Here is a 25,198-nt window from a genome sequence, read left to right on the forward strand (position 1 = left end):
ATTGTAAGATTTATTTAACGATCTCCAACCACACCAGAGGATTTTTTTACCGATGACCGTCATTAGCACAATTCCATCTTTTTGTCAAGGTATTCAATGTTTTGCGGACACCCTCCCAGAATTTGACACCTACGGAAGTCAACCCGCCATTGCAGCCGGACAAACAGCGATCGCCTCCCCCAGCGACGAGCAAGCCGCCTACCAAACCCTATTAGCCGCCGATGCCCTGCGATATCTCACCCTACAAATCACCGCATCAAAAGAATCGGGACATCCGGGAGGATTTGCCAGCATTGCTGAGGCGATCGCCGCCCTCGTCATGCTCGGTCACAAAAACATCCTCACCGAAGTCGGTCACCACGCCCCCGGCTTCTACAGCAATATGTTCCTCGACCGCTCCCTCGAAGACATGGGCATCCAAACCGTCCAACAAATGCGCGAACGCTTCCGGGAAATGCATGGACTCCTCGGCCACCTCTCCGGCCAAATCCCCGGACTCCTCAACCCAGCCGGCCCCCTCGGCCAAGGACAACACTTCGCCATGGCCGGAGCCAAACTCCACCCCGGCCTCCTCTTCCCCGTCACCATCGGTGACGGAGGCCTCGGCGAACCCTACATCATGAGCAGCCTCGCCCACTTCCACACCGCCTTCCCCGACATCACCAACTTCCTCCCCATCCTCGTCTGGAACGGCTACTCCCAGGAACACCACAGCATGGTCTCCACCAAAACCAACGAAGAAATGATCCAATACTGGGAAGGCAACGGCTTTAAAGAAGTCATCCTCGTCAACGCCAAAGACTTCGACGACACCAACCAACCCGGAGACTATGTAGACAGCACCGAATTCTCCTTCAAAAACCGCCTCCAATTCGTCCAAGAAATCCTCGAAGCCACCCACCAAGCCGCCCAATCTGCCCTAGGGGGTAAACTCACCGTCCTCATCGTCAAACAACTCAAAGGCGCAGGAGTCCACAAACGGGGCGCAAAATCTCACAACCTCTATCCCGGAGACAGCACCGAAAAAGACTACATCGTCAACGCCCTCCAACAACGGGCCCTCACCCCCGAAGCCTGGCAACTCGTCCGCACCAACTTCGAGCGCTCCGCCGGAGGCCCCGCTTCCCACCATGTCGTCACCGAAAAAGAACTCCCCCTACCCGAACTTGGCCAACTCCCCCTCACCGAATATCCCGTCAAAGGCAACAAACAAGTAGCTACCACTGCCATGGGTGAATTAATCGTTCATGTGGGCAAAACAGACCCCAACTTCCTACTCACCAACGCCGATGGTAACGCTGCATCCGGGATTAACAACGTCAACATCGGCCTAAAAATCCTCCACCCCACCCCCGATGAAGACTATTTCCAAGGGCCCCAAGGTCAAGTCTATGAACCCTTAAGTGAAGATGCCTGTGCGGGTTTAGCCGCAGCACTTGCTCTCTTTGGAGCGCGTACCCTCTGGTGTTCCTATGAATCCTTTGCCATCAATGGCCTGCCCATTTGGCAAACCGTCACCCAAGCGATGGCAGAATTGCGCCGTCCCACCCCCTCCACCATCACTCTGTTTACTGCCGGAGCATTAGAGCAAGGACGCAACGGTTGGACGCACCAACGGCCAGAAATCGAAAACTATTTTGCGGCGATGATGCGAAATGGTAATGTCTTCCCCCTCTTCCCCTGCGATGCCAATAGTATTCAAGCCTGCTATGAATGGGCATTAGGCACAAGAAATAAGGGAATTACGATTACTGCTAGTAAATCCCCTTTACCCGTTCGCACTACCCTCGACGAAACTCGCCAAGGTTTGCAAGATGGGGGAATTATTCTCCATGAAACGGAAGGCAAGCAGAAGGTGGTGTTTGCGGTTATTGGCGATATGCCCTTAATTCCTGCGTTTGAAGCTGCTCTAGAGTTGGAAGATGAGGGAATTGGCGTGCGTATTGTTTCTGTGATTAATCCCCGACGGTTATATCGTCCGACTGATGTGGCTTGGGAAACTTGCACGGAAAAAGATAGCCATTTCTTAGATGATGCTGGATTTGAACGGTTGTTTGCCGGTGATGCTTTGATTGGTATCAGTGGAGGAGCGAGTGCGCTGCTCGAACCCGTTATTTTACGCAGTACCTGTAAGCGCGATGTCTTTGCCTGGAAACGGGGAGAAACGGCTGCTAGTGCGGGCGAAATTATGGCTTATAACGGTTTAAGTGCCGAAAACTTGGCCAAGCGAGCCGAAGAATTGTTAGACCGTTAGAGGATTGGGGGGAACGACGTATAGCTCATTCCCCTTCTGCCCCACAAAGGGCTATAATTTCTTGGGCAAATCTCTGGGAAGCTCCTATGGGGCCAATCCGTTCTTGGCCATTTTTAACACAAGTTTCTAGATACTGCTTATCGCCGAGAATGTGCAAAATTTTGGCGGCCGCTTCTGCTAAAATAGCCCCAGTCGCCGGCCCTGTGCCTATGGTAGTAATAGATGGCCCTAAAAGTCGCATTTGAGCTTCGGCAAATCGATAGGTAAATTGGGGGCCTTTACCAGCAATTTGCACAATGGGTTTTCCTAGTCCAACAGCTTGTTCTACGGCGGTTCCTGCCATACCAATCACTAGATTACTCTGATGGAGAATGTCGGGAAAGGCATCAAAATGATAGTGAATAATGGTGTTATTTTTGGTCAGTGTTCCGGGGGTATAGTGCCAACTTTCTTGAGTGGCTAAGGCTTGTAATTGACTCTCTTTAATATTGGGAACTAAGGCCGCTTGAAATTGTAGGGTTTTCTGGCATGAGAGCCGTTCACACAGGCGCAATTGTAGGGTAAAGTTTTCTAAGGCTTCGGGAAGACGACTACCGGGTAAAAGGGCAATCATGGGTTGATTCGGTTGTAGATTTAAGGATTTTCCGGTTGGCGTGAGGGTATCCATAAAGGGACAACCGATAAATGTGGTGTTGGTGTATCGCTGTTGCTGTAAGTGCCTGGCAGTCAAGGCATCGCGGGTATAGATTTTTTGGCATTGGGGCGAGCGCAAACATTGGGCTGTCAACCAGGGTAACTTAACCTGACCCTCATAGTAGCTGGATGTAGACACCACAAACGCCACATAAGGGCGACCCGTTAACTGAGCTAACCCAATAGGCACAATATCCCCAACGGCCACCAGCAAGTCACATTTCTGACTATAGCGCTGCACTGCCCGCATCTGTTGCCAGGTTAACCCAATCAAACCCGAAAATAGGTCTTTGAGCAGATAAAGGGGATTCATATACCATATCCCGCCAGAGGGTAAAGTGCGCGTGGGGCCAATAATCGGCACATCCAACCGGCGATAGGCTCCCCCTGCTCCCACTAAAGGCATCGCCGCAACCTTCATCTGGGGGTAAGATTCTTGCAAGGCCTTAACGATTAAACTGCCATTAAGGTCTTCCCCATGGCCATTACTGAGAAACAGGAGGGATGAGTGATGCATAGGATGAAGCTTCCAGAGGGTAAGTCAAGAGTATCAAATTCTCATCCCCATTTTGAAGCGATAAAAAGGGCGGGTCTTGCCTAAAGCTGTCCCGCCACCTGGTCACCAAGGAGAAACCATAGACTGGTGACGATTGAGTTAGGCAGAAAGTTCCCAACTCAGATAAAAATCGGCCTAAAATGGGTTATTCCTTGACTGGCAACGTTACCGTAAAGGTGGTTCCTTCTCCAAGTTGCGAGGTAAAGTGCAGGCTTCCTTGATGTTTGTCTTCAATAATTTCACGGGAAATGGCCAATCCTAATCCTGTCCCTTTATTCACTCCTTTAGTTGTAAATAGATAATCAAAGATTTTCTCTTGAATTTCTGGTTTCATGCCTATACCATTATCTTGGATATCAATTTTCACTCGATCTTGATTGGCATCATAACTGGTAGTAATCACAATTTTATTGGGCTGATTTTGGATTTCTTCATAGGTTTTTCCTTGATTAGAATCTTCTAGGGCATCAATGGCATTAGCTAACAGATTCATAAAAACCTGATTCAATTGTCCCGGATAGCAGGGGATGGGGGGTAAATCGCCATAGTTTTTAGTAATTTGAATTTCGGGTCGATAGTCTTTCGCTTTTAGGCGATGCCTGAGAATCATGATTGTACTGTCTATGCCATCATGACAGTTAAAGTCCACTTTTTGATCGCTATCAGCACGGGAAAAGGTACGCATGGATTGACTAATGTCAGTAATGCGATTGGTTCCTTCTTCCATAGATTTAAGGAGTTTGGGAAAGTCTTGCTGCAAATAGTCAAAGTCAATGGCTTCTAATTCATCGAGAATTTCATCATCGGGTTCAGGGTATTTTTCTTGATAGAGTTGAATCAGGTTAATTAAGTCTTTGGCATAATTTTTGGCTTCGGCAATATTGCCCGCAATAAAGCCGACTGGATTATTGATTTCATGGACAATTCCGGCTACCAATTGCCCTAAAGAGGACATTTTTTCGGTTAGCACTAATTGAGATTGGGCTTTTTTCAGTTCCTTGGTTCGTGCCTCAACTTTTTGTTCTAAGGATGCGTTGACATGGGCCAATTCTTGGCTGAGAGATTGTAATTTTAGATGCAGATTAATTCGGGCTAAAACTTCTTCTTGTTGAAAGGGTTTTGTGATATAATCAACTGCCCCAGAGCTAAGTCCTTTAACTTTATTGTTAGCATCGGCTAAAGCGGTCATAAAAATAATGGGAATCGTATTAATTTTGGGAGTTTCTTTGATGCGACGGCAGGTTTCAAAGCCATCGATTCCCGGCATCATGATATCGAGTAAAATTAAATCGGGCTGGATAGAAGTGAGTTTTTCTAAGGCATTTAAGCCATCTTTGGCGACTAAGACTTTAAATCCTTCTTCTTTGAGGAAGTTAAATAGAACTTTAATGTTGGTGGGATTATCGTCAACCACCAGTAGGGTTTTTTGATCCAGATAAAAAGTGTTCATAGGTCAATTCATGGGGTAATGTTTGGATAAAATGACTGGCTGATTCAGGATTTAGGGGTTTGGAAAATAAAAATCCTTGGCCAAATTCGCACCCTATTTCTTTGACAACTTTCAGTTGTTGTTCAGTTTCTATGCCTTCAGCCACCAGATCCATATCCAGATGATGAGCTAAGGAAATGATGGTTTGAATAATTGCCAAACCTTCGGCACTATCGAGACGAGAAACAAAGCATCGGTCGATTTTTAGCGTATCTACAGGAAAGGAATGTAGACGGCTTAAGGAAGAATAGCCTGTGCCAAAATCATCAATGCAAATTTTGATGCCTTGATGATGAATTTCTTCTAGAATTGTATTGGGTATTCCTTCATTTTCTAAAAAGGCACTTTCGGTAACTTCGAGTTTGATTTGATGGGGTGAAATATCATATTGGTTACAGATGTTCGTGATGGTTTTAAGGATCTGAAAGTTTTGTAGTTGTAAGGGGGAGAGATTGACATTAATGACTAAATTTTGGGTATGAGAAAATTGTTTGTGCCACTGTTGGAGTTGTTGACAGGCTAAGGTAATGGCAATAAATCCTAGTTCTTCAATACATCCGGTTTCTTCGGCTAGGTCAATAAAGTATCCGGGGGGAATGAGTCCCCGTTGAGGATGCTGCCAGCGAATTAAGGCTTCAAAACCAACCAGTCGAGGGTTGTCGAGGGCAACAATGGGTTGATAGTGTAGCTCGAATTGATGGTTGTAAATGGCAAGGGGTAATTCGGCTTCGAGTTGGATGCGCTCTAGGGCGCGAGATTGGAGATGGGGATTGAGGATGCAATACCCGGTTTTGACTGCGCGTTTGGCTTCTGACATGACGATATCTGCATCGCGGAGAATGTCGGTCATTTGCTGATAGCCAAGGATGGATGGGATGATGCCGATGCGAGCATGGAGGGCAACGGGGTAGTGACCGATGGTAATGGGCGATCGCAAATGGTCTAGAATACGGTTGGCGATCGCCTCTAAATCCGTATTTTTGTGTTTTTCTAGTATCAATAAAAACTTATCTCCCCCTAAACGGGCCACCTGTCCTTGTCCCCGCCAACATCCTAATAGCCGCTCTGCTACCACTTTCAGCACCTGATCTCCAATGCGATGGCCTAAATGATCATTGACGCGCTTAAAATGTCCTAAATCTAAGAAAAAAATTCCATAATTAGTCTGATAAAAACCCGAACAACTATCTAGCAATGTCGATAAATATTGAGTTACCCATAGCCGATTATATAATCCTGTTAAATGATCGTGAGAGGCTTCATAACTAAGCTGCTCTTCCCTGGCTTGCAGTTCCTCTAAGGCAGATGAGAGAGCCTCTGTACGCTCTATTACACGACTTTCTAAATCTTCATTGAGATGTTTTAATTGAGTTTCTGCTAATAGTCTTGCTTGAATCTCTTTGTGCAGTTGCTCATTCTTCTCTCGTAAACTTTGAGTTAAGGAGCGTAGCTTAAGATGGAGTTTAATTCGACTTAAAACTTCTTCTTGATAGAACGGTTTAGTAATATAGTCCACCGCACCGAGTTTCAATCCCTTTACCTTATCTTCGTTCTCGGATAAGGCGGTCATAAAAATGATCGGGATATCCTGAGTCTGGGGATTCCCTTGTAGTTGACGGCAAACCTCAAAACCACTGATTTCTGGCATCATCACATCCAAAAGGATTAAATCTGGATGGGTTTGATATACTTTATCTAGGGCGTTTTTGCCATCTGTAGCCACTAATACCCTAAACCCTGCTTTTTTCAGTAAGTTAAATAGTACCCTCAGATTGTTGGTATTATCATCAACAATCAAAATGAGTCCAGACTGAGTTGTATGGGTTGGGTTAACCATATCTGCATATCGCGATCTGAGTGCTGGTGTACCTGACTGGTTGCTCCATCAATCTGTACATTTTCTTTCTAATTTTAATTGTAGCATCATTATTTTTCTTTTACTGGCCAGCAATCTCCTGTCTTCCTCAACTTTAATTTTAGATTAAATTCACGTTAAAAGTTTGCCAAAGAATCCACTATGAGCCGTTATCAACACTTGTTAACAATCAGAAAAGGAATCATTCTCTTCATTGCCTCTGGAGGGCTATTTACCCTATCTACTCTAGGTTTTAGTCGATTCCTTCCTGCCCAAGGAACTCCCCTACCCAAGCAAAATGTTCACTCTGAACAGATTGCCGAAAAAGAACCCTTATCTTTGGCGATCGCCGATGTAGTACAATTAGTGATAGAAAATAATACAGAGATCAAAAATGCCTATCTCGATCGCATTTCTCAACGCCAAGATCTCGGAGTTGCAGAAGATAAATTTAACCCAAATATTACCCCTAGACTATTACTTAATGCTCGTCGAGAATCGATTGGCCCCATTATTACCCAAAGTGAAGGCTTAGACATTGGTGCATCCCTCAATACCCAACTCCCCATCGGCAGTGAAATCACTCTAAACTGGAGAACTTTACGCCGTTTAGAACGACGATATAGTGCCACTGATCCCTTTGATCAAAGGGCATTAAACCATGAAATTCAACTGCAATTCAAACAGCCCTTATTGCGAGGTTCAGGAGTCGAAGTTAATCAAGCCTCTATTGAGCGTGCCCGATTGAGAAATCAAGTCCAGATTTTACAAGTGAAATCCACATTGATCAATAAAGTTACTGAATCTATTTTACTATACCGTCAACTCTTCCAACGTCAAGAAGAACTGAAAATTGCCCAATTAACCCTAGACAACTCTCGCCGCCTTTTAGAAGTTACTGAAGCTTTAATTGAAGCAGGAAAACGGGCCCCAGTAGAGCGTATTCAAGGAGCAGCAGATGTCGCCAATCAAGAACTCAATGTTTTAAATGCTCAAAATGCTTTAGATCGAGCTAGATTGCAATTATTAAACTTATTAGAGCTTGAGCAAAACTTGCCCATCGTTGCTCAACCTCCCAATTTAGAAAATCGACCGATATTAGATATCCAAGAATTGTTAGCTTTAGCCCTGGAAAATAGCCCAACCTACTTGGCAGCACAACTCGACCAAGAAATTGCCCATTATGATTTCATTGAAGCAGCAGATGAGCGGCGCTGGAATTTAGATTTAGAGGCGGATTATAATTGGTTGCCCAGTAATTTGGTTGACACGCGATCCGATCTGAGTCTAGCATTGACCTTGAGTAAAACCTGGGGAGATTTGCAGCCGGAACAGCGCTTTCAACAAAGCCAAGTTAATGTAAGTAAAACTCAAAATACCCTCGATCAAATCTATTCTAGTTTGAATATTGATCTGAATAATCTGATCCGCGATATTCAACTCACTTGGGAGCAGGTCGAGCAATCTCAAGCTAGGACTCAGTTGGTGCAAGAGCAACTGGAAGCAGAAGAAATTAAACTGCGTTTGGGCATTCAAGGGACATCCCTAACTGATATTATTCGTTTTCAAAATGAATTAGCCCAGGCTCGACAAAATGAATTGCGGGTTTTAATTGAGTATCTTAATGCATTAACTCTCCTGGAACAGAGTGTGGGAATCGCCTTAGACCGGTGGAATTTAACTCCACAAATTCAGTAATTTTTCAGATGGTTAATCCTTTCATGTAAGGTTAACTGAGCTAGAATCTTAACCCAAGAGATGGGGCTTGATCCTCTTAGATTGTCAATCCCTGAGAGAAGTGGTAAGATAAGAGGAGAAAAAATCTACACCTTAGACCCTCTTCCTGTGAACGTAATATTATAACATCAGAAATGATACTTACTCAACTATGAGTTCCTGACAACTTAATTATTCAGATTCGGTTAACAAGTTCTGACGTTTACCCAGTTCTGGGAAAACAGAACTTTCAGAAGTTGAAGATCGAAGGAGAGAACCAGCGATGAATCGTCTATTTAATCAAACTTTAAGCCTTAAATATAAAGTAACTTATTTGATCGTTAATCAAGAATTTCTGATCGCAGATGTTGACAATAATTTTGACTGTGTTCTCCCTGAAATTAGGATTAGTTATGGTTGCGATCTTAGGGAAAAATTGCCCTTTTTGAGCGCTGTAAATTTAGAGAAGTTGATCCCCAACCAATCAGTAGAGAAAGAAGGATATTTAGGTGAGACTCACTTCAAGATCGCCTTGATGGCAATTCCCAATCAGCAAGAAACTAAGGGAGAATCGGAATACTTGGTAATCATTGAAGATCAAACTCAATCCGATCGCAGGCAAGAGCAACTGAACCAACAGAACAAAGCCGATCGCCTCTTACGAGAGATGATTGAAAAGATTCGCCAATCCCTAGGGCTGGAAGAAATCTTGCAATCAACGGTCGATCGAGTGCAAACCCTCTTGGACTTAGACCGAGCCTTTATCTACTATTTTAATCCGGATTGGAGCGGTACAGTCGTTGTTGAAGCGCTCAATTCAACCTGTACTTCTATTCTCGATCAGCCCATGGAACAGTTTTACACCAAAGACCAAGTTACCCTCTATCAACAAGGACAATGGAGCCAAATCAACAATCTAGAAACGGCGGAACTACCAGAAACTGACCGCCAATTTCTGAGTAAGCTGGACGTGCGATCGCAATTGGTCTTTCCAATTCAACTGGGAATTCCCTTAACCCAACCCCCCCAAAACACCTTTAAATTGGGTCAGTCCAATTTACCCATCACCTCCCATCACTATCATCTCTGTGATGCCTATCTCTGGGGACTGCTAATTGCCCATCAATGTCATCAACCCCGAACCTGGGAACCCTGGGCAACCCAACTGCTCAAAGACATCAGCCATCATCTCAGCATTGCCATTCAACAGTCCCAGCTCTACGAACAACTCAAAGAAGCCAATCAAGAACTCAAACAACTGGCAGATTCCGATAGCCTGACTCAACTGTTTAACCGCCGCCGTTTTGAGCAGGTGCTGCAAAAAGAATGGCGAAGACTAGCCAGAGAGCGATCGCCCCTCGGTCTCATCCTCTGTGATATTGATTACTTCCGACTCTACAACGAAGCCTACGGTTACCTGAGCGGTGACTTTTGCCTACAACTGATCGCCGATGCCGTGCGCGAAGCCCTCAAACGCCCTGCTGACCTAGTTGCTCGGTATGGGGCAGAAGAATTTGCCGTCCTCCTCCCCCATACCGACATTTCCGGCAGTGCCCATGTCGCCCATATGATTCAAAACAACATCATCAGCCTCGATCTAGAACACAAAACCTCCCCCGTTGCCCCCCAGGTTACCCTCAGTATGGGGGTAGCTGCCCTCATTCCCCGTATTGATGCCCAACCCCAATTTCTCCTAGAACTTGCCCGCTATGTTCTTGACCAGGCCAAACGCAACGGCCATAACCAAATTGTGGCCGCCAATTCCTCCGTGCTGCTCGACTTTTAGCCAGAACCGGTAAACTAGAAAAAGATTGAGTTAACTCCTAAACACTTCCCTATGCTTAAGCGCCCTTCCATAGACAACAAAGAATTAATGCGTCGTGCCGAGGAACTCATTAGTGCTGCATCCAACCGCTATCGAATTACAGTACAAGTAGCCCATCGCGCCCAACGTCGCCGCTACGAAGAATTTGATAGCCTCGATGATCCGAAAATGAAACCCGTCATTCGAGCCGTAATCGAAATGTCAGATGAGTTAACCCAACCCGAAATCATTGGTGAATGAAACAAGGACAATTTTTGGTCATTGGTTTAGCTGTACTAGGGCTGATGGGGTTATCCTTCATGCCCTTACAGCCGTTCAATTCCTCAGCCGCCCTAGCCCAGACTCGGATCAGATCTAGGGATCTTTGGCGGTTGGTGTATGAACAACTGCCAGACTTGCCCCTAGAAAATGATTACGTCAGCCAGTTGACTGGGGAAGTTAACCCAGATAATACCCTAGTCGGGAGACTGATTCGTTATCATCTCTATGTGAAAAAACGCACGCCCATCTATCGATTGGATTGGAAGTTAACCCTAGCCGATTATTTGGGAGCTAATGAGATTATGTACGAAAACAGTTATCCCAGTGTCGATGTACTGACGGAAAATCCCTTAAATAGAGACCGTCAAGCCCTGGAAAATTTGACGCGATCGCAACGAGACGCTTTAATTGATGTCCTGGTCAGCATTTATCAGCCTCAAAATCAACAGTGATTAAGCAAGGGCCCCAATGGCGCGTTGGCTGGAAACCCCAAGCCTCAGCATATCCCGCTTTACTCGGTGGTGCAGATTGGGCGATCGAACTGACTGCCCTAGAACTACAAGAATTTCAGAAACTCTTGCAACAACTGATCCACAGTCTAGAGCAAATCGCCCCCGAACTCATGGACGAAGAAAAAATCACCTGTGAAACTGAAGGTAGCCTTCTGTGGATGGAAGTTCAAGGTTATCCCCATAGCTTTAGCCTCCGTTTCATCCTCAACACCGGTCGTAGAGCTGAAGGAGCTTGGCCGGCAACCGTCACTTCAGAAGTGATTCAAGCTTTAAATACCTTAGAGGGGTTTTAATTTTCAAAATCCTGTGTTATTATAGAAATCTGTGACCGGGGCGTAGCGCAGCTTGGTAGCGCACCACTTTGGGGTAGTGGGGGTCGTGGGTTCAAATCCCGCCGCTCCGATTGATGAAAAAAGACAATACTAGAATTTGAGCTTCACCAGCGGCCCTCAAAAGTCGTGCGCTCCCACATACAGCGCAAAGCGCTCTCCGTGGGGGAATGGGGAGAGGTTACACCCCCCGCATTTTCCGCGTCATCCAGCAGTAGAGAAACGTCACCAGCAACCAACCCGAAGCACACCCAAACCCAACAACGGGATGAGCAGGAATAGTGGGGGTGTGAGTGGGAAAACTCGTCATTGTCTGAATATGGGGGTCAACAAAGTTGGTTCCCAGGTTTTCCAGAGCTTCCCGTTGTCGAAATTTAGCGAGTTGTTCTTCCATGATCAACCTACCTTTAAGCTGTGTTGAGCGCATCATCGGTTTGGGGTAGGAGGGCGAAGCAAACGGTAGGTTACATTGGCTAAAACCTGGATATAATCGGAGTTAAGCTGGTTTGGGGTAGCTGCTAAACTTGGGAAACCCCCCAAACTTTTTGTTGAATTTTGATTGAGTACAGCGATGCCAAAATCTAGTTATGGGAGAGAACCGAAGAAACGAGCTAAACGCTTACTAGAGGCGCTGTTGGCTTATGTTGATTATGAGTTCGACAATGTTGACGGTCTCAATCTGAGTTATCGGTGGAATGAGAAAATAGGAGAGCCACCCCAGTTAGTTGTTGAGACGCAACTGAGAAAACTGGTTTATCTGACCGAAAAAGATAGCTATGAGGGACAATTAACCAAAGATCAGATTCGCCAAGCACTTAACGATCATTTGAAGGAATTCTTGCAAATTCTGGAGGATAATCGAGCGCAAACTCAAGGTAACGAAGATTGGAATTTTACGCTCAAACTGTGGAGTAAAGACAAGCAAAAAAATTTAGACGAGTTTGAACGAGTTTGGGAAGAAAAGCGATCGCAGAAATCGAAGCAACAAGAAAAAGTTGAACAAGAAGAAAGTCAGGACGGAACTCTTGACAAATGGCGAAAACTCTGTACCGACGCATTCAAGCAGGAGCGAGAACGGCGCAAGCGTGCCACAGAAATGGGGCATGAGGTGGAGGTTTATGTGCCCTTGGGATTGGTGCAGCGCCAGCAGCAACCACGACGGACGGGGGAAGAGATGCCGGGAGCGGAAGCGGGGATGCAGCAGTATGCACTCAGGGAAGAAGAGATTCAAAAAAGCTACGAACACCAAGAATTTTTAAACCAAGTGATTGGCAATGCGGGAAAAAATTTGGCCATTATTGGGGAGCCGGGAGCCGGAAAAACGACCTGGTTAGACCAGATTGGGCAATATTTAATTGATCAAAAAAAGAGCGAAGCTTATCCGATTTGGATACCCTTGGCGCGGTTGCAGGGGATGACGCTGGAGAATTATTTACGAGAGGAATGGTTAAAGGAAAAATTGCAGGTTTTGCAGCCGACAGGGGAACAGAAACAGGAGTTCATGGAGTGGTTTAAGACGGGGAAAGTCTGGTTATTGTTGGATGGAGTCGATGAAATGTCGGCTGCTCTTCCCGTGGTGGAGATTCGCGACTCGTTGCAGCGGGAATGGGTGAAGCAAGCGCGGGTGGTGTTGAGTTGCCGGTTGAATGTGTGGGAGAGTAACCCGACGACGTTAGAAGGTTTTGAAACCTATCGGACATTGTGTTTTGAGCCGGAGCAGGTGGAGCAGTTTATTGGTGCTTGGTTTGCGCGGGAGCAGAAACCGGAGTTAGGGCAACAGTTGGCGCAGAAGTTGCAGGAAGCGGAAAGTGCCCGGATTTTGGATTTGGTGAGAAATCCCTTGCGCTTGTCTCTGTTATGTAAAAGTTGGGTGAATAATCCGGGGGAGATTCCGGTAACCAAGGCGGATTTATATCAGCAGTTTCGCCGGGATGTTTATGGCTGGAAACAGGATAAATTTCCGACAACCTTTGGGCAGCAACAGCAGTTAAATCAAAAGTTGGCAGAGTTGGCGCTGCGGGGGATGAGGGAGAATGTGCCGTTGCGGGAATCGTTGGTGCATGAGGTGTTGGGGGAAGGGTTTGAGTTAGCGGAAAGTCTGGGCTGGTTGAATGTGGTTTATCGGGATATTCGCACCGATGAGCCGGTTTATGCCTTTTTCCATTTGACGTTTCAGGAGTATTTTGCCGCTTGTGCAGTGGCAGATGGGCACTTTTTTCTGCCGTCGGATCATTCACCAGAACAGCCTTCGAGCCAACCCTATCGCATTTTTGAACCTCGTTGGCGCGAGGTAATTTTATTGTGGTTGGGGCGTGGGGATGTGGAGGATGGGAAGAAGGAGCAGTTGATTCAGGCGTTGGTGAATTTTGATGATGGGTGTAACCAGTTTTATTGGTATCGTGCTTATTTTTTAGCTGCGGCTGGCATTAGTGAGTTTAAGGCTTGTTCTCTTGCGGAGGAAATTGTCCGACAGGTAGTCAAGTGGGGGTTTGGTGATTTCAATATTGAGAAACAGAAATGGCAAACCTTTCTCGATCCGATTCAATACGGAGCTAGGGACATTCTACCCCAAACTGACCGACAACTGGCAATTAAAGAACTCTGCGATCTCCTCAAACATCCTCAATTTCCTGAATCTATCTGTATCTGGGCGGCTGAGACTTTAGGAAAAATCGAGCCGAGAAATTCTTGGGCAATTGCCTTCTTGACGCAAGTCTTGGAGCAGACTGATGATGAATCTATTCGTTGGAGTATAGCTGAAATTTTAGGAGAAATTGATCCAGGAAATCCTGATGTGATTGCTGTATTAGTACAACTTCTGAAGCCAACAGAGAAAGAATCTATTGAGAAAGAATCTATTCGTTTTCTAGCTGCTAAGAGTTTACGAGCAATAGACCCAAGAAATGCTTGGGCAATTACTGTCTTGATGGAACTTCTGGAGAAAACAGAGTCTGAATCCTCTCGTCAGCGGATTGCCGAGAGTTTAGAGATGGTAGACTCAGGAAATCCGGATGCAATTGCAGCTCTAGTCAAACTTCTGGTGCAGACTGAAAATGAAAATTTCCGTAAGCAAGTAGCTGAGAGTTTAGTAAAAATTGATTTACGAAATCATCAGGCAATTGTTTCCTTGACACAACTCCTAGAGGAGACTGACAACCAAGTTACTTGTTGGGGAATAGCTGAGAGTTTAGGAATCGTAGACCCAGGAAATTCTGACGCGATCGCTACTTTAATGCAAATCTTGGAAGAGACTGATAATGAATCTACCCGTTGGCGTGTGGCTGAAAGTTTAGGAAAAATCGATCCAGGAAATCCCCAGGCAATCGCCGTCTTGACGCAAGTCATGAAGCATACTGAACACGAAAGTGTTTGTTGGTTCGTAGCTTATCGTTTGGGGCAAATCGACCCAGGGAATCTCCAGGCAATTACTGCCCTAGAGAAACTTTTGAAGTATACTGATAACAAAGGTATATATTCTTCTGTGGCTAAGACTTTAGGGGAAATCAACCCAGGAAATTTCCAGGCAATCACTGCTCTATTGCAATTGCTGATACAGACTGAAAGTGAAAATGGCTGCGAATGGTTGGTAGAGAGTTTAGGGGAGATCATCACCAGCAACCGACAACGCCAAGGTGTTGTCTCTGCTCTCCAACCTCACCTGAGCGATGAAACCCACAAAAACAACTTTGACCTGTTCAAATACTGCTACGAACTCCTCTGGAAGATTGCCCAAGATCTGCCCTACCCCGACTTCTACCGCGCTTGGCATCATCTCGACACTACCCCCCATCCCGAAGTCGCCGATCAAACCCCGGTGGGCAAAACTGCCCTCACCGACACCCTCAACGCCCAACTGCGGGATCTCCCCAACCAACTGCACCCCACCCCCCACACCACTCCCGTCTGTGTGGATATCGAACATTTAACCAAAATTACCGATGAAGATAAACTCGCCAAAGCCTTGAGTAACCGTATCTTTCGGCAACTCTTCCCTGGGGAAACCCTCCCCCCAATTACCGACTGTTTCGACTTGGAAGCCGCACTCACCAACGCCAAATCTCGCCATCCCCACATTGCCCTCATTCTGCACAAGGGCGAGCCGCAAGCGTGCCTGTTGGATCTGTGCCAGTTCCTCGCTTCCACCGTCTCCATTGCCTGGATTACCCCGACTCCCCTCAATGCTCCCTTGCGCGGCTTCCCCCCAGAGCAGGAGAACTTGATCTCGGCGCTGCAATCTTGGCTGGAATCAATTAACAATTAATAATTAACAATTAATATCCAATTCTTACAGCACTTTACGCGGTAATGAGGTACAGCCGAAAAAGATCCCCCCAACCCCCCTTAAAAAGGGGGGAATCAGAAAGTCCCCCTTTTTAAGGGGGATTTAGGGGGATCAAAATGTACCCCATAGCAGCGAAAACTGCTGTAAATGTTTGCACTGATTGAACGGGGGTGAAATGGGTGAAGGTAGCCCTGTAGAGCCTGTATTAGCCTCTCTAGAGGCAAATTGTCCCCAACCCATACCCATTTTTAATTGAAATTATATCAAATCTAAAAGAGAATGCTACAGATCAATCTACCACCGGCATATGTAGGGGCAAGCGGCCGCTCGCTCCTACAGCTTTTCATTGTAGCAAACATTTAAGGATTTGATATTAGAAAACCAGTTCTGGCGATCGCTCAACAGCAAATTCCGCTAAAATAGGATCAAACCTTCTCACATTGTCTTCTTCCATGAATCCAACGGTCGATCTCACTGGACTTACCGCACAACAAATCCAGGGACGCTCTCTGAATATTAGAAAAAGTGAAATTCCTCTTGAGGAGATTGCCAACTTGTGCCAGAGCTGGCATATTAATAAGCTATCCCTGTTCGGGTCTTTCTTGCGCGAAGACTTTACCCCAGAGAGCGATATTGATATCTTAGTAGAATTTGAGCCGGGTTTTACTCCTGGATTCTTCAAACTTTACCAAATTGAAGAAGAACTGTCCAATTTATTCGATCGCCGCCCCATCGATTTAGTGACTCCTAAGTTTCTGAACCATCGAATTCGCGATCGCATTCTGGCTGAAGCAGAGGTTTGTTATGTCGCACAAGGATAACTTTGTCTATCTCGGACATATGATAGACACTGCCAATAAAGCTCTTAGTTTTGTGTCAGGCGTGAGTCGAGAAGAGTTTGATCGTAACGAGCAATTGCGTTTAGCGTTAACTCATCTCCTACAAGTTATTGGAGAAGCAGCCAGACGAGTGTCCCCTGATTTTAGAGAAGCTTATCCTGAAATTCCCTGGAAAGCGATTGTGGGAATGCGAAGTAAAGTAGTTCATGACTATCTCAATGTAGATGAAGATGTGGTTTGGGATACAGTAACTAACGATCTGATCTCCTTAGTTATTCGCTTAGAAAACATCCTTAGAGAGATAGAAGAAAATGGATAGAGTAGAAAAATATCGTCAAATCATTCCCTCTGTATATGACTCAAACCGTCGATTTCACTGGACTTACTCCCCAACAAATCCAACAAATTTCCCTGCTGGATTGGGATTTCGGTCATTAGCCAGATTGAATTCCTGGCATTTTCCGGGTTAACCCATTCCCCCACTCCCCCATTCCCCCACGGAGGGCGCGAAGCGCTGTATTACGGTAGAATCAGATCGATCGCCTCCTCCCGAAGATTATGGCTCCAGTCTCCACCTTAGAGGATACCCTCAAGCATTATTTTGGTTACGATCGATTTCGTCCGGGCCAAAAGGAAATTATTGAAACCACGCTACAGAACCAGGATGTACTGGTGATTATGCCCACGGGAGGGGGAAAATCCCTCTGTTTTCAGCTTCCCGCGCTGTTGCACTCTGGGATAACCTTGGTAGTGTCTCCCCTCATTGCTCTGATGCAAGACCAGGTGGATGCCTTGCAGGATAATGGGATTGGGGCTACGTTCCTGAATAGTACCTTGAGCGGCGAAGAAGTGCGATCGCGCCAAAATGCCATCCTCAACGGTAAAATCAAACTGCTCTACATTGCCCCCGAACGCCTGATGGCTGACTGGTTCCAGCCCTTTCTAGCCAGCATACAGGAAACCATTGGCATCTCTGCATTTAGCGTCGATGAAGCCCATTGTGTCTCCGAATGGGGCCATGATTTTCGCCCCGAATATCGGCAAATGGCCCAGTTTCGGCGCTGGTATCCCCAAGTGCCCATTATTGCCCTCACCGCTACCGCAACAGATCGGGTGCGTCGAGATATTGTCCAACAACTCCATCTCCAGCATCCCTATGTGCATATCGCCAGTTTTAACCGTCCTAATCTTTTCTATGAGGTGCGGACGAAAACCCGCCAAAGTTACGCCGAGCTGTTTCAATTGATTCAGTCTGGGGGGTCGGGAATTGTCTATTGTCTCAGTCGTCGTCAGGTGAATGAGTTGGCCCAACGGTTGCAAAAAGATGGGGTTTTAGCCCTTCCCTACCATGCCGGATTAGAGGATAGCGTGCGTCAAAATAACCAAAACCGCTTCATTCGCGATGATGTGCAGATTATGGTAGCAACTATTGCATTTGGTATGGGAATTAACAAACCCGATGTGCGCTTTGTGGTGCATTATGACATCCCTCGCAGTTTAGAAAGTTACTACCAAGAAGCAGGACGAGCCGGACGAGATGGGGAAACTGCCCGGTGTTTAATGTTTTTGAGCTATAGCGATGTGAAGCGGGTGGAGTGGATTATCGATCAAAAGAGTGATGAAAATGAACAGCGCATCGCCCGTCAACAGTTGCGCCAGGTGATTGATTATGCCGATGCGACGGATTGTCGGCGGTCTATTATTTTACGCTATTTTGGCGAACATTTAGAGGGCAATTGCCAGGGGTGCGATAATTGTGTAAACCCGAAACCGACCCAAGATTGGACAGTTGAGGCGATGAAGTTTCTCTCTTGTGTGGCTCGGTGTAAGGAGCGCTTTGGTATGGCTTATATTATAGATATACTTAGGGGTTCCATGGGTGAGAAGGTGTTGCGTAATGGTCATGACAAACTCTCGACCCATGGTATCGGAAAAGACCGGAGTAAGGATGAATGGCGGTTCTTGGGGCGATCGCTCCTCAATCAAGGTCTTGTCAGTCAAACCACGGATGGCTACAGTATCCTTAAGCTCAATCCTGAAAGCTGGGCCGTCATGCGTCGTCAACGGCAAGTTTTAATCGCTATTCCTCCCCAGCGCAAGCAACAACAAACCGTCAATTCTTTAGCCAGAGAAGCAGAACTCTTATTCCAAAACCTGAAAAAACTCCGCAAACAACTCGCCGATGAACAAGGAGTTCCTCCCTACGTGATCTTTCCCGATTCTACCCTGATGCAAATGGCCCAACAGCGTCCCCAAAGTCTAACTGCCTTATCCAAAGTTTCCGGAGTCGGCAGTTACAAATTACAGCAATATGGGGAAAAATTTCTTAAGGAAATTTGCCAATATTGTCAGGAACAAGGATTAACAGAACCCCCCAAATCTCTACCCATTCCCCCTAGTGAAAATGAACCCTCAGAAACCCAAAAAGTCACCTTAGAATTGTATCAGGAAGGCTTAAGCATTAAAGAAATAGCCGATCGCCGAGAATTGAGAACAACCACCATTATTCGCCATTTATCCGAATTAATTGAGTTAAAGCAACCGGTCGATTTAGATCGCTTAGTCGAACCCGAAAGACAAGAGAAGATTCTCAAAGTCCTAGAAAAGCGCGGCGCAGTCTCCTTAACCTTGCTCAAAGATGCCCTAGGAGAGTCCTATACCTATGATGAAATCCGCTTAGTGCGCGGTAAATGGCAAGGTGGAGGGATGGGGGGATAGGGAGGTTTTATCCTATATAGTAAACCTAAATGAGTTGTGTAACGATTGCCCCTCATCCCCCTACCCCCTTCTCCCACAGGAGAAGGGGGAAAGTCCCTCTCCCGTGGGAGAGGGATTTAGGGAGAGGGCATTTCCTATGGCACAACTCATTTAGACTAGCTATATATTAAAAGTTTCTTTTTGAAAAAAGCGCTATAAACCTGGAAAAAAGATAAATCCTTGACCCCTTTGCCAAAAGGATCTGGTAGTCTGGTACGTGCTTAACCGAACACGGGCAAGCATAAATCCTTAATCTCAGGAATGATTACCCTATGTACGAGAAAATCACCCCTCCCGAAACCGGCGAAAAAATCACCTTTGCTGATGGTAAACCCATTGTTCCCGACCATCCCATCATTCCTTTCATTCGTGGAGATGGTACGGGGGTAGACCTTTGGCCCGCTTCTCAGAAAGTCTTTGATGCTGCTATTGAAGCAGCGTATGGCGGAAAACGCAAAATCTCCTGGTTCAAGATTTATGTCGGTGATGAAGCTTGCGAGCAATATGGAACCTACCAATATCTACCTGAAGATAGCTTAAAGGCGATTGGTGAATATGGAGTCGCCATTAAAGGCCCCCTAACCACCCCCATCGGTGGCGGTATTCGTTCCCTCAACGTCGCTCTGCGGCAAATTTTCGATCTTTATGCCTGTGTACGTCCCTGTCGTTACTACGCTGGAACCCCCTCACCCCACAAAACCCCAGACAAAATGGATGTCATTATCTATCGGGAAAATACTGAAGATATTTATTTGGGCATTGAATGGCGCGAAGGCACAGAAACGGTTAAAAAGCTGATCGAATACCTCAATACTGACCTGATTCCCTCTACCCCTGAGCATGGCAAAAAACAAATCCGTCTCGACTCTGGTATTGGGATTAAACCCATTAGTAAAACCGGCAGTCAACGCCTGGTGAGACGGGCCATTGAGAATGCCCTGCGCCTTCCTAAAGAAAAACAAATGGTTACCTTGGTTCATAAAGGTAATATTATGAAATATACCGAGGGAGCCTTCCGGGACTGGGGCTATGAATTGGCGACTACCGAGTTTCGCCAACAATGTGTGACCGAGCGCGAATCCTGGATTTTGAGCAACAAAGAAGAAAATCCAGACATTAGTTTAGAAGACAATGCTCGCAAACTTGAACCGGGTTATGATGCCTTAACTGTCGAGAAAAAACAAGAAGCTTGCGCCGAAGTGAAAGCCGTTCTTGATGCGATTTGGGAAAGTCATGGCAATGGCAAATGGAAAGAGAAAATCATGGTCAATGACCGGATTGCTGATAGTATTTTCCAGCAGCTACAAACCCGTCCTGGAGAATATTCTATCCTGGCCACCATGAACTTAAATGGGGATTATCTTTCTGATGCTGCTGCTGCTATTGTCGGGGGTTTGGGCATGGGGCCGGGGGCGAATATTGGCGATAGTTGTGCCGTTTTTGAAGCCACCCATGGTACAGCCCCCAAACATGCTGGTTTGGATCGGGTTAATCCGGGATCTTTGATTCTTTCTGGGGTGATGATGTTAGAATACATGGGCTGGCAAGAAGCCGCCGATTTAATTAAAATGGGCATAGAAAAGGCCATTTCTAATCGAGAAGTGACCTATGATTTAGCCCGCCTAATGGAGCCTCCGGTTAAGCCTCCTCTGAAGTGTTCGGAGTTTGCCGACGCGATTATTAAATACTTCGGCTAAGTCTATAGAGTAGGGTGCGTTACGCTGTCGCTAACGCACCCTACCCGCTAATTTAATTATTCAGAGTTTGAACTAAAATGCGTAGTAGGTCTTCTAGATCGGCAGGAACACGATAAAGATTAAGGTCTTGAGTCACTTGACGAGAGTGGCGATCGAATTGACCAAATTGCCAGATATTGCCGGTGGAAATTGCTCCGTGGAGCAGGGTTTGATCGGATTCGATCCATTGATCGAGGGCGATGAGTTCGATCGCCAGTTGCACAAAACCCCGTTCTAGATCTTCATTTTTAGCTTCGATCACGAGGAAAACACCATCACTTTGGAGCAAATAATCAAGGGAACCATTAAGTTGATGGCTCACGACAATAGGATATTCAACATTGAGGGTTGCTTGGGTATAGTGGAGCAAGTCGGTTAAAACCGGGGCAATCAAAAATTCTCGCCTTGCCATTTCACTGGTGAGACTAAGACGGGGGAGACTTTCCTCAATGCGGGTTTTGAGGTCGAGTAGGCGATCGAGAGTGCCAGTATACTGGGGAAATTGTAGCGATCGCCGTTGCAAGGAAACCTGAAAATAGGCCAGAATATCTTGCGGTGCAAAGTTGAGTTTAAAGTAATCCGCAAAAGTATAGGATTGGTCTGGCTTGATAATGGTCAATCGAGACATAGTGAGTTATCGCCCTTGCAAGAATAGTTTAAATCCCTAATGTCAACACCCAACCTCTTAATGTGCCCGTATTGCCTAAAGCATAATCAATCACTTGTAATTTCCAAACCCCTTTAATCGAAAGATTTACGAAGTCTTTTAATAAGGGGCGTTCCGAAGAAGTATAGGTATGTTGCAATTGAGTTTGTCTGCCTAATGTGCGATTTTGGAGCAAAATCATTTTGTTGTTAGGCGCAATTAAATTAACTTGAATATCGCCCAAGAAACTGTGATCGATATCGACAGTGACTTGGATATCTCTTAAGGCATTGGTTTCAGAAACATAAATCGAGCTACTAATGCCGCGACTATCGTAATCCGAAATCGGGACACTGGCATAGTTTTGTCGTTGAATCCAGCGACTGACACTTGCAGGAGTGGGGCGCGATCGCACAGCCGCCAAAACTGCCTTATAGGCATTCACTTTACCATAGCCAAACCATTCAGAGTGGCCCCGACTATCATAAGTCCCCTTGCGAAAGCCAAACTGAGGATCGGGATCGGGGTCAGTAATTTTATCGGTATTGGAGATCAGAATTTGCTTCACCTGGGCAGCCGTTAAGTCAGGATTAGCCGACAAAACCAGGGCCGCAGCTCCTGCAACAATGGGACAAGCACTAGAAGTTCCCCCAAATGTGCCCGTAAAATCCCCAGTTCCATAGCCTGCCCCCCCTACCCGGTCAGTCGTAAAAACCCCCAACCCTGGAGTAGGACTGGTGACGGCCGGAGGGGTGGGGATAAATCCAGTTTGCTGTAACCAAATACCGGGAGGGGCATTATTGGAGGGGGCACAAACGGCGATTTCTTTACCCCAATTGCTGTAAATGGCTTTTTTGCTCAAACTGGAACAGGCAGACACGGCAATGACATTAGGATGAACGGGAAAACCGGCTAACCATCGGGTATTGCCAGAAATGACGTTATTGGGCCATCCTTGCTCATAAACCGTATCGTTAATGGGGCGGTTGGCATTGCCGGAAGCAAAGACAATCACACAGCCTTTCCCCTGCCTACCTTGGGTGGCAGCTTTGGTGAGGGCGGCACTTTGGCGCAGGGAGAGGGGAAAATTAACGGCGGCTGGCCCCCAACTACAGGAAATGACGGCAGCGCCGCGACTGGCACACCAATCAAAGAGTTGTTCGATGGAATTATCATCGAGGAAGCCGGTAGTACGGACGGGCATCAGGGAGCATCCGGGGGCTACGCCAACGATGCCAGAGCCGTTTTCTTCGGCAACGGCGACTCCGGCACAGGAGGTTCCATGGTTTTCGACCAGTCCTTCAGGTTGGGGGATAAAGTCTTGGCTTTTAAAGTCTTTGGGGGCCACAATTTTGCCGAGTCCTTGGAAGTCAGGATGGTTGAGATCCATGGCATCATCGGCAACAGCAACGACAATGGAGCGATCGCCCCTAGTTATATCCCAAGCTCGTTCTGCATCAATATGAGATCCACTAGCCAGGGCATTTCCCCCATTATGGTTCAGATACCATTGCTGACTATAGAACCCATCGGTGGGGCGATACATGGGTTGGCTGGGAATAATTAAATTGGGTTCAGCCACAACTACGGCGGGAGAAGCCATCAGGCGGTTGGCAATTTTAATGGGGTTTTCGGTAGCCTTTTCCGTGAGTTGATAAACCCAGGTATGGGCCAGAGTCTCTACGGGTTTCACCTCCCGCAGACCATACTGTTGAATCAGGGCATTGCGGGTCGCTTTATCGCTCGTTTCTGACCATTGAATCGTAATCTCATTGGACAAATAGGTGTAGGTTCCCGGCGCATTTTTGATTTGATAGACATGGCTGGCAAAGGCTACATCTTGGGAATTACGAGCCGAAGTAATGGCGGTTTCTAAGCTTTGGGGATCGACGGTTAATTCGGAGAAGTTGGTGGCAATGGGGCGACTGGTTAAAGAGGGCAGATCCTTGTCCCAACCTGAAGCAGTGTTAGACTTGAGGGCCACCGTCAGCCGATCTGGAGCCTTTTCTAGAACCCATTCTTCACCTCCCCGTTGCAACACTAACCCAATTTCGGATTCGGGTATGGGAGCTTTAGCCTGAATGGGATCGGATGACTGATCCGGGGAAGAACTCCCTTGAGAGCCAAGAAAGCGCCTCAACTGCTCGAAAAATTTAACCATCTTCACCACTGCTTTGCGATCGTTTATCTCTTGCTTTTGATTGGAACAGATCAAAGGGGGAACTGTCTGCTAAATTATGTTTAGATTTGTTTTATGTTGTTCGTCTTCACCCTATCTCTGACAACTCATGGTATCTTTAAAACCCTCTAGACTGCTACAAGCCACCACCCTAGCCCTGTGTACTTCTGCGATCGCCTTCAGCAGTTCTGCCTTTGGGCAATCGGCCAATCAGCAGTTAGCCGCAGAAGAAGCGGGGCCCAGCAGCCATCAATTTCGCCCCCTGAATCAAGAAAACAGCTTAATGAGCAGGGTTGGGGCCCAGAGTCTGATGAGTCAAGCGGCTGAAGCGGTGGGTAATGAAAATTATGCCCTAGCCCAGCAAAAACTCCAAGATGCCCGTCAGGTGTTTAACCAACTCTCTAATTTTTATCAAGAGTTAGCGGCTAGTTTTTCAGGGGTTGATAACCGCATTGCCAATAGCCAACGGGATTTAGCCGTGGAAACCGCTCAAAAACGCGATGAAGCCACCTACCAGCTTGCCCTCGTCCATCGCGCTCAAAATGAAGGCGATCTTGCAGTTCCCCTGCTTGTACAGGTGATTCGCTCTCAAAACCCGACTACAGAAATGGGTAAAAAGGCATACCAGCAACTGTTTGAATTAGGCTTTGTCGATCTTCCCTATCCCAAACCCGATGATAGCGAACAGTTAGCCACAGAAGAAGCGGGGCCCAACAACTCTGAATTTAGCCCCCTGAATCAAGAAAACAGCTTAATGAGCAGGGTTGGGGCCCAGAGTCTGATGAGTCAAGCGGCTGAAGCGGTGGGTAATGAAAATTATGCCCTAGCCCAGCAAAAACTCCAAGATGCCCGTCAGGTGTTTAACCAACTCTCTAATCTTTATCAAGAGTTGGCTGCTAGTTTTTCAGGCATTGATAGCCAGATTGCCAATAGTAAACGGGATTTAGCCGTGGAAACCGCTCAAAAACGGGATGAAGCTACCTACCAGTTGGCCCTCGTCCATCGCGCTCAGAATGAAGCTGATGTTGCAGTGCCCCTGCTCGTACAGGTGATTCGCTCTCAAAACCCGACTACAGAAATGGGCAAAAAGGCATACCAACAACTGTTTGAATTGGGTTTTGTCGATTCTCCCTATCTCAAACTCAATGATAGTGAATCGACTTCTGCGGCTCCTCAATAGAAGCCATAAGGCCATTCACGGGGTTATCCCCTTGAGTCTCTGACGGGCGATCGCTACAATAAAAGACGATAGAGTATCGCAAGGAGTCC

At 46.5% G+C, this 25,198-nt stretch carries 17 protein-coding genes, 1 tRNA gene and 2 pseudogenes; 14 read left to right on the forward strand and 6 right to left on the reverse strand.

Annotated features, from left to right (window positions below):
• The first annotated feature begins 52 nt into the window (after positions 1-52).
• Positions 53-2,254: a phosphoketolase family protein gene (locus tag AC3FZD_RS15955; RefSeq protein ID WP_488736983.1), complete on the forward strand. Its 2,202-nt coding sequence runs from the start codon at positions 53-55 to the stop codon at positions 2,252-2,254.
• A 25-nt stretch (positions 2,255-2,279) separates the two neighbouring features.
• Here the strand turns inward: AC3FZD_RS15955 and AC3FZD_RS15960 are convergent, their stop codons facing one another.
• The 3 genes from AC3FZD_RS15960 to AC3FZD_RS15970 form a co-directional block, all read right to left on the reverse strand.
• The gene (locus AC3FZD_RS15960; RefSeq protein ID WP_488736984.1) at positions 2,280-3,464 is read right to left on the reverse strand and encodes a lipid-A-disaccharide synthase-related protein; all 1,185 of its coding nucleotides are present in this window, start codon (positions 3,462-3,464) and stop codon (positions 2,280-2,282) included.
• Positions 3,465-3,648: 184 nt separating this feature from the next.
• Entirely contained in the window at positions 3,649-4,953 is a 1,305-nt protein-coding gene (locus tag AC3FZD_RS15965; RefSeq protein ID WP_488736985.1) for a hybrid sensor histidine kinase/response regulator, read from the reverse strand.
• The gene (locus AC3FZD_RS15970) at positions 4,910-6,829 is read right to left on the reverse strand and encodes a two-component system response regulator (RefSeq protein WP_488736986.1); all 1,920 of its coding nucleotides are present in this window, start codon (positions 6,827-6,829) and stop codon (positions 4,910-4,912) included. The genes AC3FZD_RS15965 and AC3FZD_RS15970 overlap by 44 nt, the downstream gene beginning before the upstream one ends.
• A gap of 180 nt (positions 6,830-7,009) precedes the next feature.
• Here AC3FZD_RS15970 and AC3FZD_RS15975 point away from each other — a divergent pair, with 180 nt between their 5' ends.
• The 6 genes from AC3FZD_RS15975 to AC3FZD_RS16000 all read left to right on the forward strand — a co-directional run bounded on the left by AC3FZD_RS15975 (position 7,010) and on the right by AC3FZD_RS16000 (position 11,564).
• On the forward strand, positions 7,010-8,545 hold the full coding sequence (locus tag AC3FZD_RS15975) for a TolC family protein (protein WP_488736987.1): 1,536 nt from the start codon (positions 7,010-7,012) through the stop codon (positions 8,543-8,545).
• A gap of 301 nt (positions 8,546-8,846) precedes the next feature.
• On the forward strand, positions 8,847-10,349 hold the full coding sequence (locus AC3FZD_RS15980) for a sensor domain-containing diguanylate cyclase (protein ID WP_488736988.1): 1,503 nt from the start codon (positions 8,847-8,849) through the stop codon (positions 10,347-10,349).
• Between the two features lie 51 nt (positions 10,350-10,400).
• Complete coding sequence (locus AC3FZD_RS15985) at positions 10,401-10,628, forward strand: DNA-directed RNA polymerase subunit omega (protein ID WP_488736989.1); 228 nt, start codon at positions 10,401-10,403, stop codon at positions 10,626-10,628.
• Positions 10,625-11,101 (forward strand): hypothetical protein, encoded by a 477-nt coding sequence (locus tag AC3FZD_RS15990; RefSeq protein WP_488736990.1) that lies wholly within the window; start codon positions 10,625-10,627, stop codon positions 11,099-11,101. The genes AC3FZD_RS15985 and AC3FZD_RS15990 overlap by 4 nt, the downstream gene beginning before the upstream one ends.
• Entirely contained in the window at positions 11,098-11,454 is a 357-nt protein-coding gene (locus AC3FZD_RS15995; RefSeq protein ID WP_488736991.1) for a DUF1818 family protein, read from the forward strand. Before AC3FZD_RS15990 ends, AC3FZD_RS15995 begins: the two co-directional genes overlap by 4 nt.
• A gap of 36 nt (positions 11,455-11,490) precedes the next feature.
• Positions 11,491-11,564: transfer RNA gene (locus tag AC3FZD_RS16000), tRNA-Pro, on the forward strand.
• A 107-nt stretch (positions 11,565-11,671) separates the two neighbouring features.
• Here the strand turns inward: AC3FZD_RS16000 and AC3FZD_RS16005 are convergent.
• Complete coding sequence (locus AC3FZD_RS16005) at positions 11,672-11,884, reverse strand: hypothetical protein (RefSeq protein ID WP_488736992.1); 213 nt, start codon at positions 11,882-11,884, stop codon at positions 11,672-11,674.
• Positions 11,885-12,061: 177 nt separating this feature from the next.
• Between AC3FZD_RS16005 and AC3FZD_RS16010 the strand changes: the two genes are divergently transcribed.
• From AC3FZD_RS16010 to AC3FZD_RS16030, 5 genes are all read left to right on the forward strand, one after another.
• The gene (locus AC3FZD_RS16010; RefSeq protein ID WP_488736993.1) at positions 12,062-15,751 is read left to right on the forward strand and encodes a HEAT repeat domain-containing protein; all 3,690 of its coding nucleotides are present in this window, start codon (positions 12,062-12,064) and stop codon (positions 15,749-15,751) included.
• Between the two features lie 473 nt (positions 15,752-16,224).
• Positions 16,225-16,593, forward strand: coding sequence for a nucleotidyltransferase family protein (locus AC3FZD_RS16015; RefSeq protein ID WP_488736994.1), 369 nt, complete (start codon positions 16,225-16,227; stop codon positions 16,591-16,593).
• Positions 16,577-16,930: a HepT-like ribonuclease domain-containing protein gene (locus AC3FZD_RS16020; RefSeq protein ID WP_488736995.1), complete on the forward strand. Its 354-nt coding sequence runs from the start codon at positions 16,577-16,579 to the stop codon at positions 16,928-16,930. Before AC3FZD_RS16015 ends, AC3FZD_RS16020 begins: the two co-directional genes overlap by 17 nt.
• Before the next feature lie 239 nt (positions 16,931-17,169).
• Complete coding sequence (gene recQ, locus AC3FZD_RS16025) at positions 17,170-19,329, forward strand: DNA helicase RecQ (protein ID WP_488736996.1); 2,160 nt, start codon at positions 17,170-17,172, stop codon at positions 19,327-19,329.
• A 311-nt stretch (positions 19,330-19,640) separates the two neighbouring features.
• Positions 19,641-21,065 (forward strand): NADP-dependent isocitrate dehydrogenase, encoded by a 1,425-nt coding sequence (locus AC3FZD_RS16030; protein WP_488736997.1) that lies wholly within the window; start codon positions 19,641-19,643, stop codon positions 21,063-21,065.
• A gap of 52 nt (positions 21,066-21,117) precedes the next feature.
• On the opposite strand, the gene AC3FZD_RS16035 is transcribed toward AC3FZD_RS16030, so the two are convergent.
• A complete protein-coding gene (locus AC3FZD_RS16035; RefSeq protein WP_488736998.1) occupies positions 21,118-21,732 on the reverse strand; it encodes a hypothetical protein in 615 nt (204 codons plus the stop codon).
• 28 nt (positions 21,733-21,760) lie between these two features.
• A complete protein-coding gene (locus AC3FZD_RS16040; RefSeq protein ID WP_488736999.1) occupies positions 21,761-23,911 on the reverse strand; it encodes a S8 family serine peptidase in 2,151 nt (716 codons plus the stop codon).
• A 127-nt stretch (positions 23,912-24,038) separates the two neighbouring features.
• Between AC3FZD_RS16040 and AC3FZD_RS16045 the strand changes: the two are divergent.
• Both AC3FZD_RS16045 and AC3FZD_RS16050 read left to right on the forward strand, forming a co-directional pair.
• Positions 24,039-24,611: pseudogene (locus AC3FZD_RS16045) on the forward strand (hypothetical protein); the annotation flags it as partial.
• A gap of 27 nt (positions 24,612-24,638) precedes the next feature.
• Positions 24,639-25,109 (forward strand): annotated as a pseudogene (locus tag AC3FZD_RS16050) (hypothetical protein); the annotation flags it as partial.
• Positions 25,110-25,198 lie beyond the last annotated feature (89 nt).

This window comes from Roseofilum sp. KMC-1 (genome assembly GCF_057802075.1).

Bases quoted from the DNA above. Each gene is read 5' to 3' on its own strand.
- AC3FZD_RS15955 (WP_488736983.1), top strand. From the start codon at position 53: ATGACCGTCATTAGCACAATTCCATCTTTTTGTCAAGGTATTCAATGT.
- AC3FZD_RS15960 (WP_488736984.1), bottom strand. From the start codon at position 3,464: ATGCATCACTCATCCCTCCTGTTTCTCAGTAATGGCCATGGGGAAGAC.
- AC3FZD_RS15965 (WP_488736985.1), bottom strand. From the start codon at position 4,953: ATGAACACTTTTTATCTGGATCAAAAAACCCTACTGGTGGTTGACGAT.
- AC3FZD_RS15970 (WP_488736986.1), bottom strand. From the start codon at position 6,829: ATGGTTAACCCAACCCATACAACTCAGTCTGGACTCATTTTGATTGTT.
- AC3FZD_RS15975 (WP_488736987.1), top strand. From the start codon at position 7,010: ATGAGCCGTTATCAACACTTGTTAACAATCAGAAAAGGAATCATTCTC.
- AC3FZD_RS15980 (WP_488736988.1), top strand. From the start codon at position 8,847: ATGAATCGTCTATTTAATCAAACTTTAAGCCTTAAATATAAAGTAACT.
- AC3FZD_RS15985 (WP_488736989.1), top strand. From the start codon at position 10,401: ATGCTTAAGCGCCCTTCCATAGACAACAAAGAATTAATGCGTCGTGCC.
- AC3FZD_RS15990 (WP_488736990.1), top strand. From the start codon at position 10,625: ATGAAACAAGGACAATTTTTGGTCATTGGTTTAGCTGTACTAGGGCTG.
- AC3FZD_RS16005 (WP_488736992.1), bottom strand. From the start codon at position 11,884: ATGGAAGAACAACTCGCTAAATTTCGACAACGGGAAGCTCTGGAAAAC.
- AC3FZD_RS16010 (WP_488736993.1), top strand. From the start codon at position 12,062: ATGCCAAAATCTAGTTATGGGAGAGAACCGAAGAAACGAGCTAAACGC.
- AC3FZD_RS16015 (WP_488736994.1), top strand. From the start codon at position 16,225: ATGAATCCAACGGTCGATCTCACTGGACTTACCGCACAACAAATCCAG.
- AC3FZD_RS16020 (WP_488736995.1), top strand. From the start codon at position 16,577: ATGTCGCACAAGGATAACTTTGTCTATCTCGGACATATGATAGACACT.
- recQ (WP_488736996.1), top strand. From the start codon at position 17,170: ATGGCTCCAGTCTCCACCTTAGAGGATACCCTCAAGCATTATTTTGGT.
- AC3FZD_RS16030 (WP_488736997.1), top strand. From the start codon at position 19,641: ATGTACGAGAAAATCACCCCTCCCGAAACCGGCGAAAAAATCACCTTT.
- AC3FZD_RS16035 (WP_488736998.1), bottom strand. From the start codon at position 21,732: ATGTCTCGATTGACCATTATCAAGCCAGACCAATCCTATACTTTTGCG.
- AC3FZD_RS16040 (WP_488736999.1), bottom strand. From the start codon at position 23,911: ATGGTTAAATTTTTCGAGCAGTTGAGGCGCTTTCTTGGCTCTCAAGGG.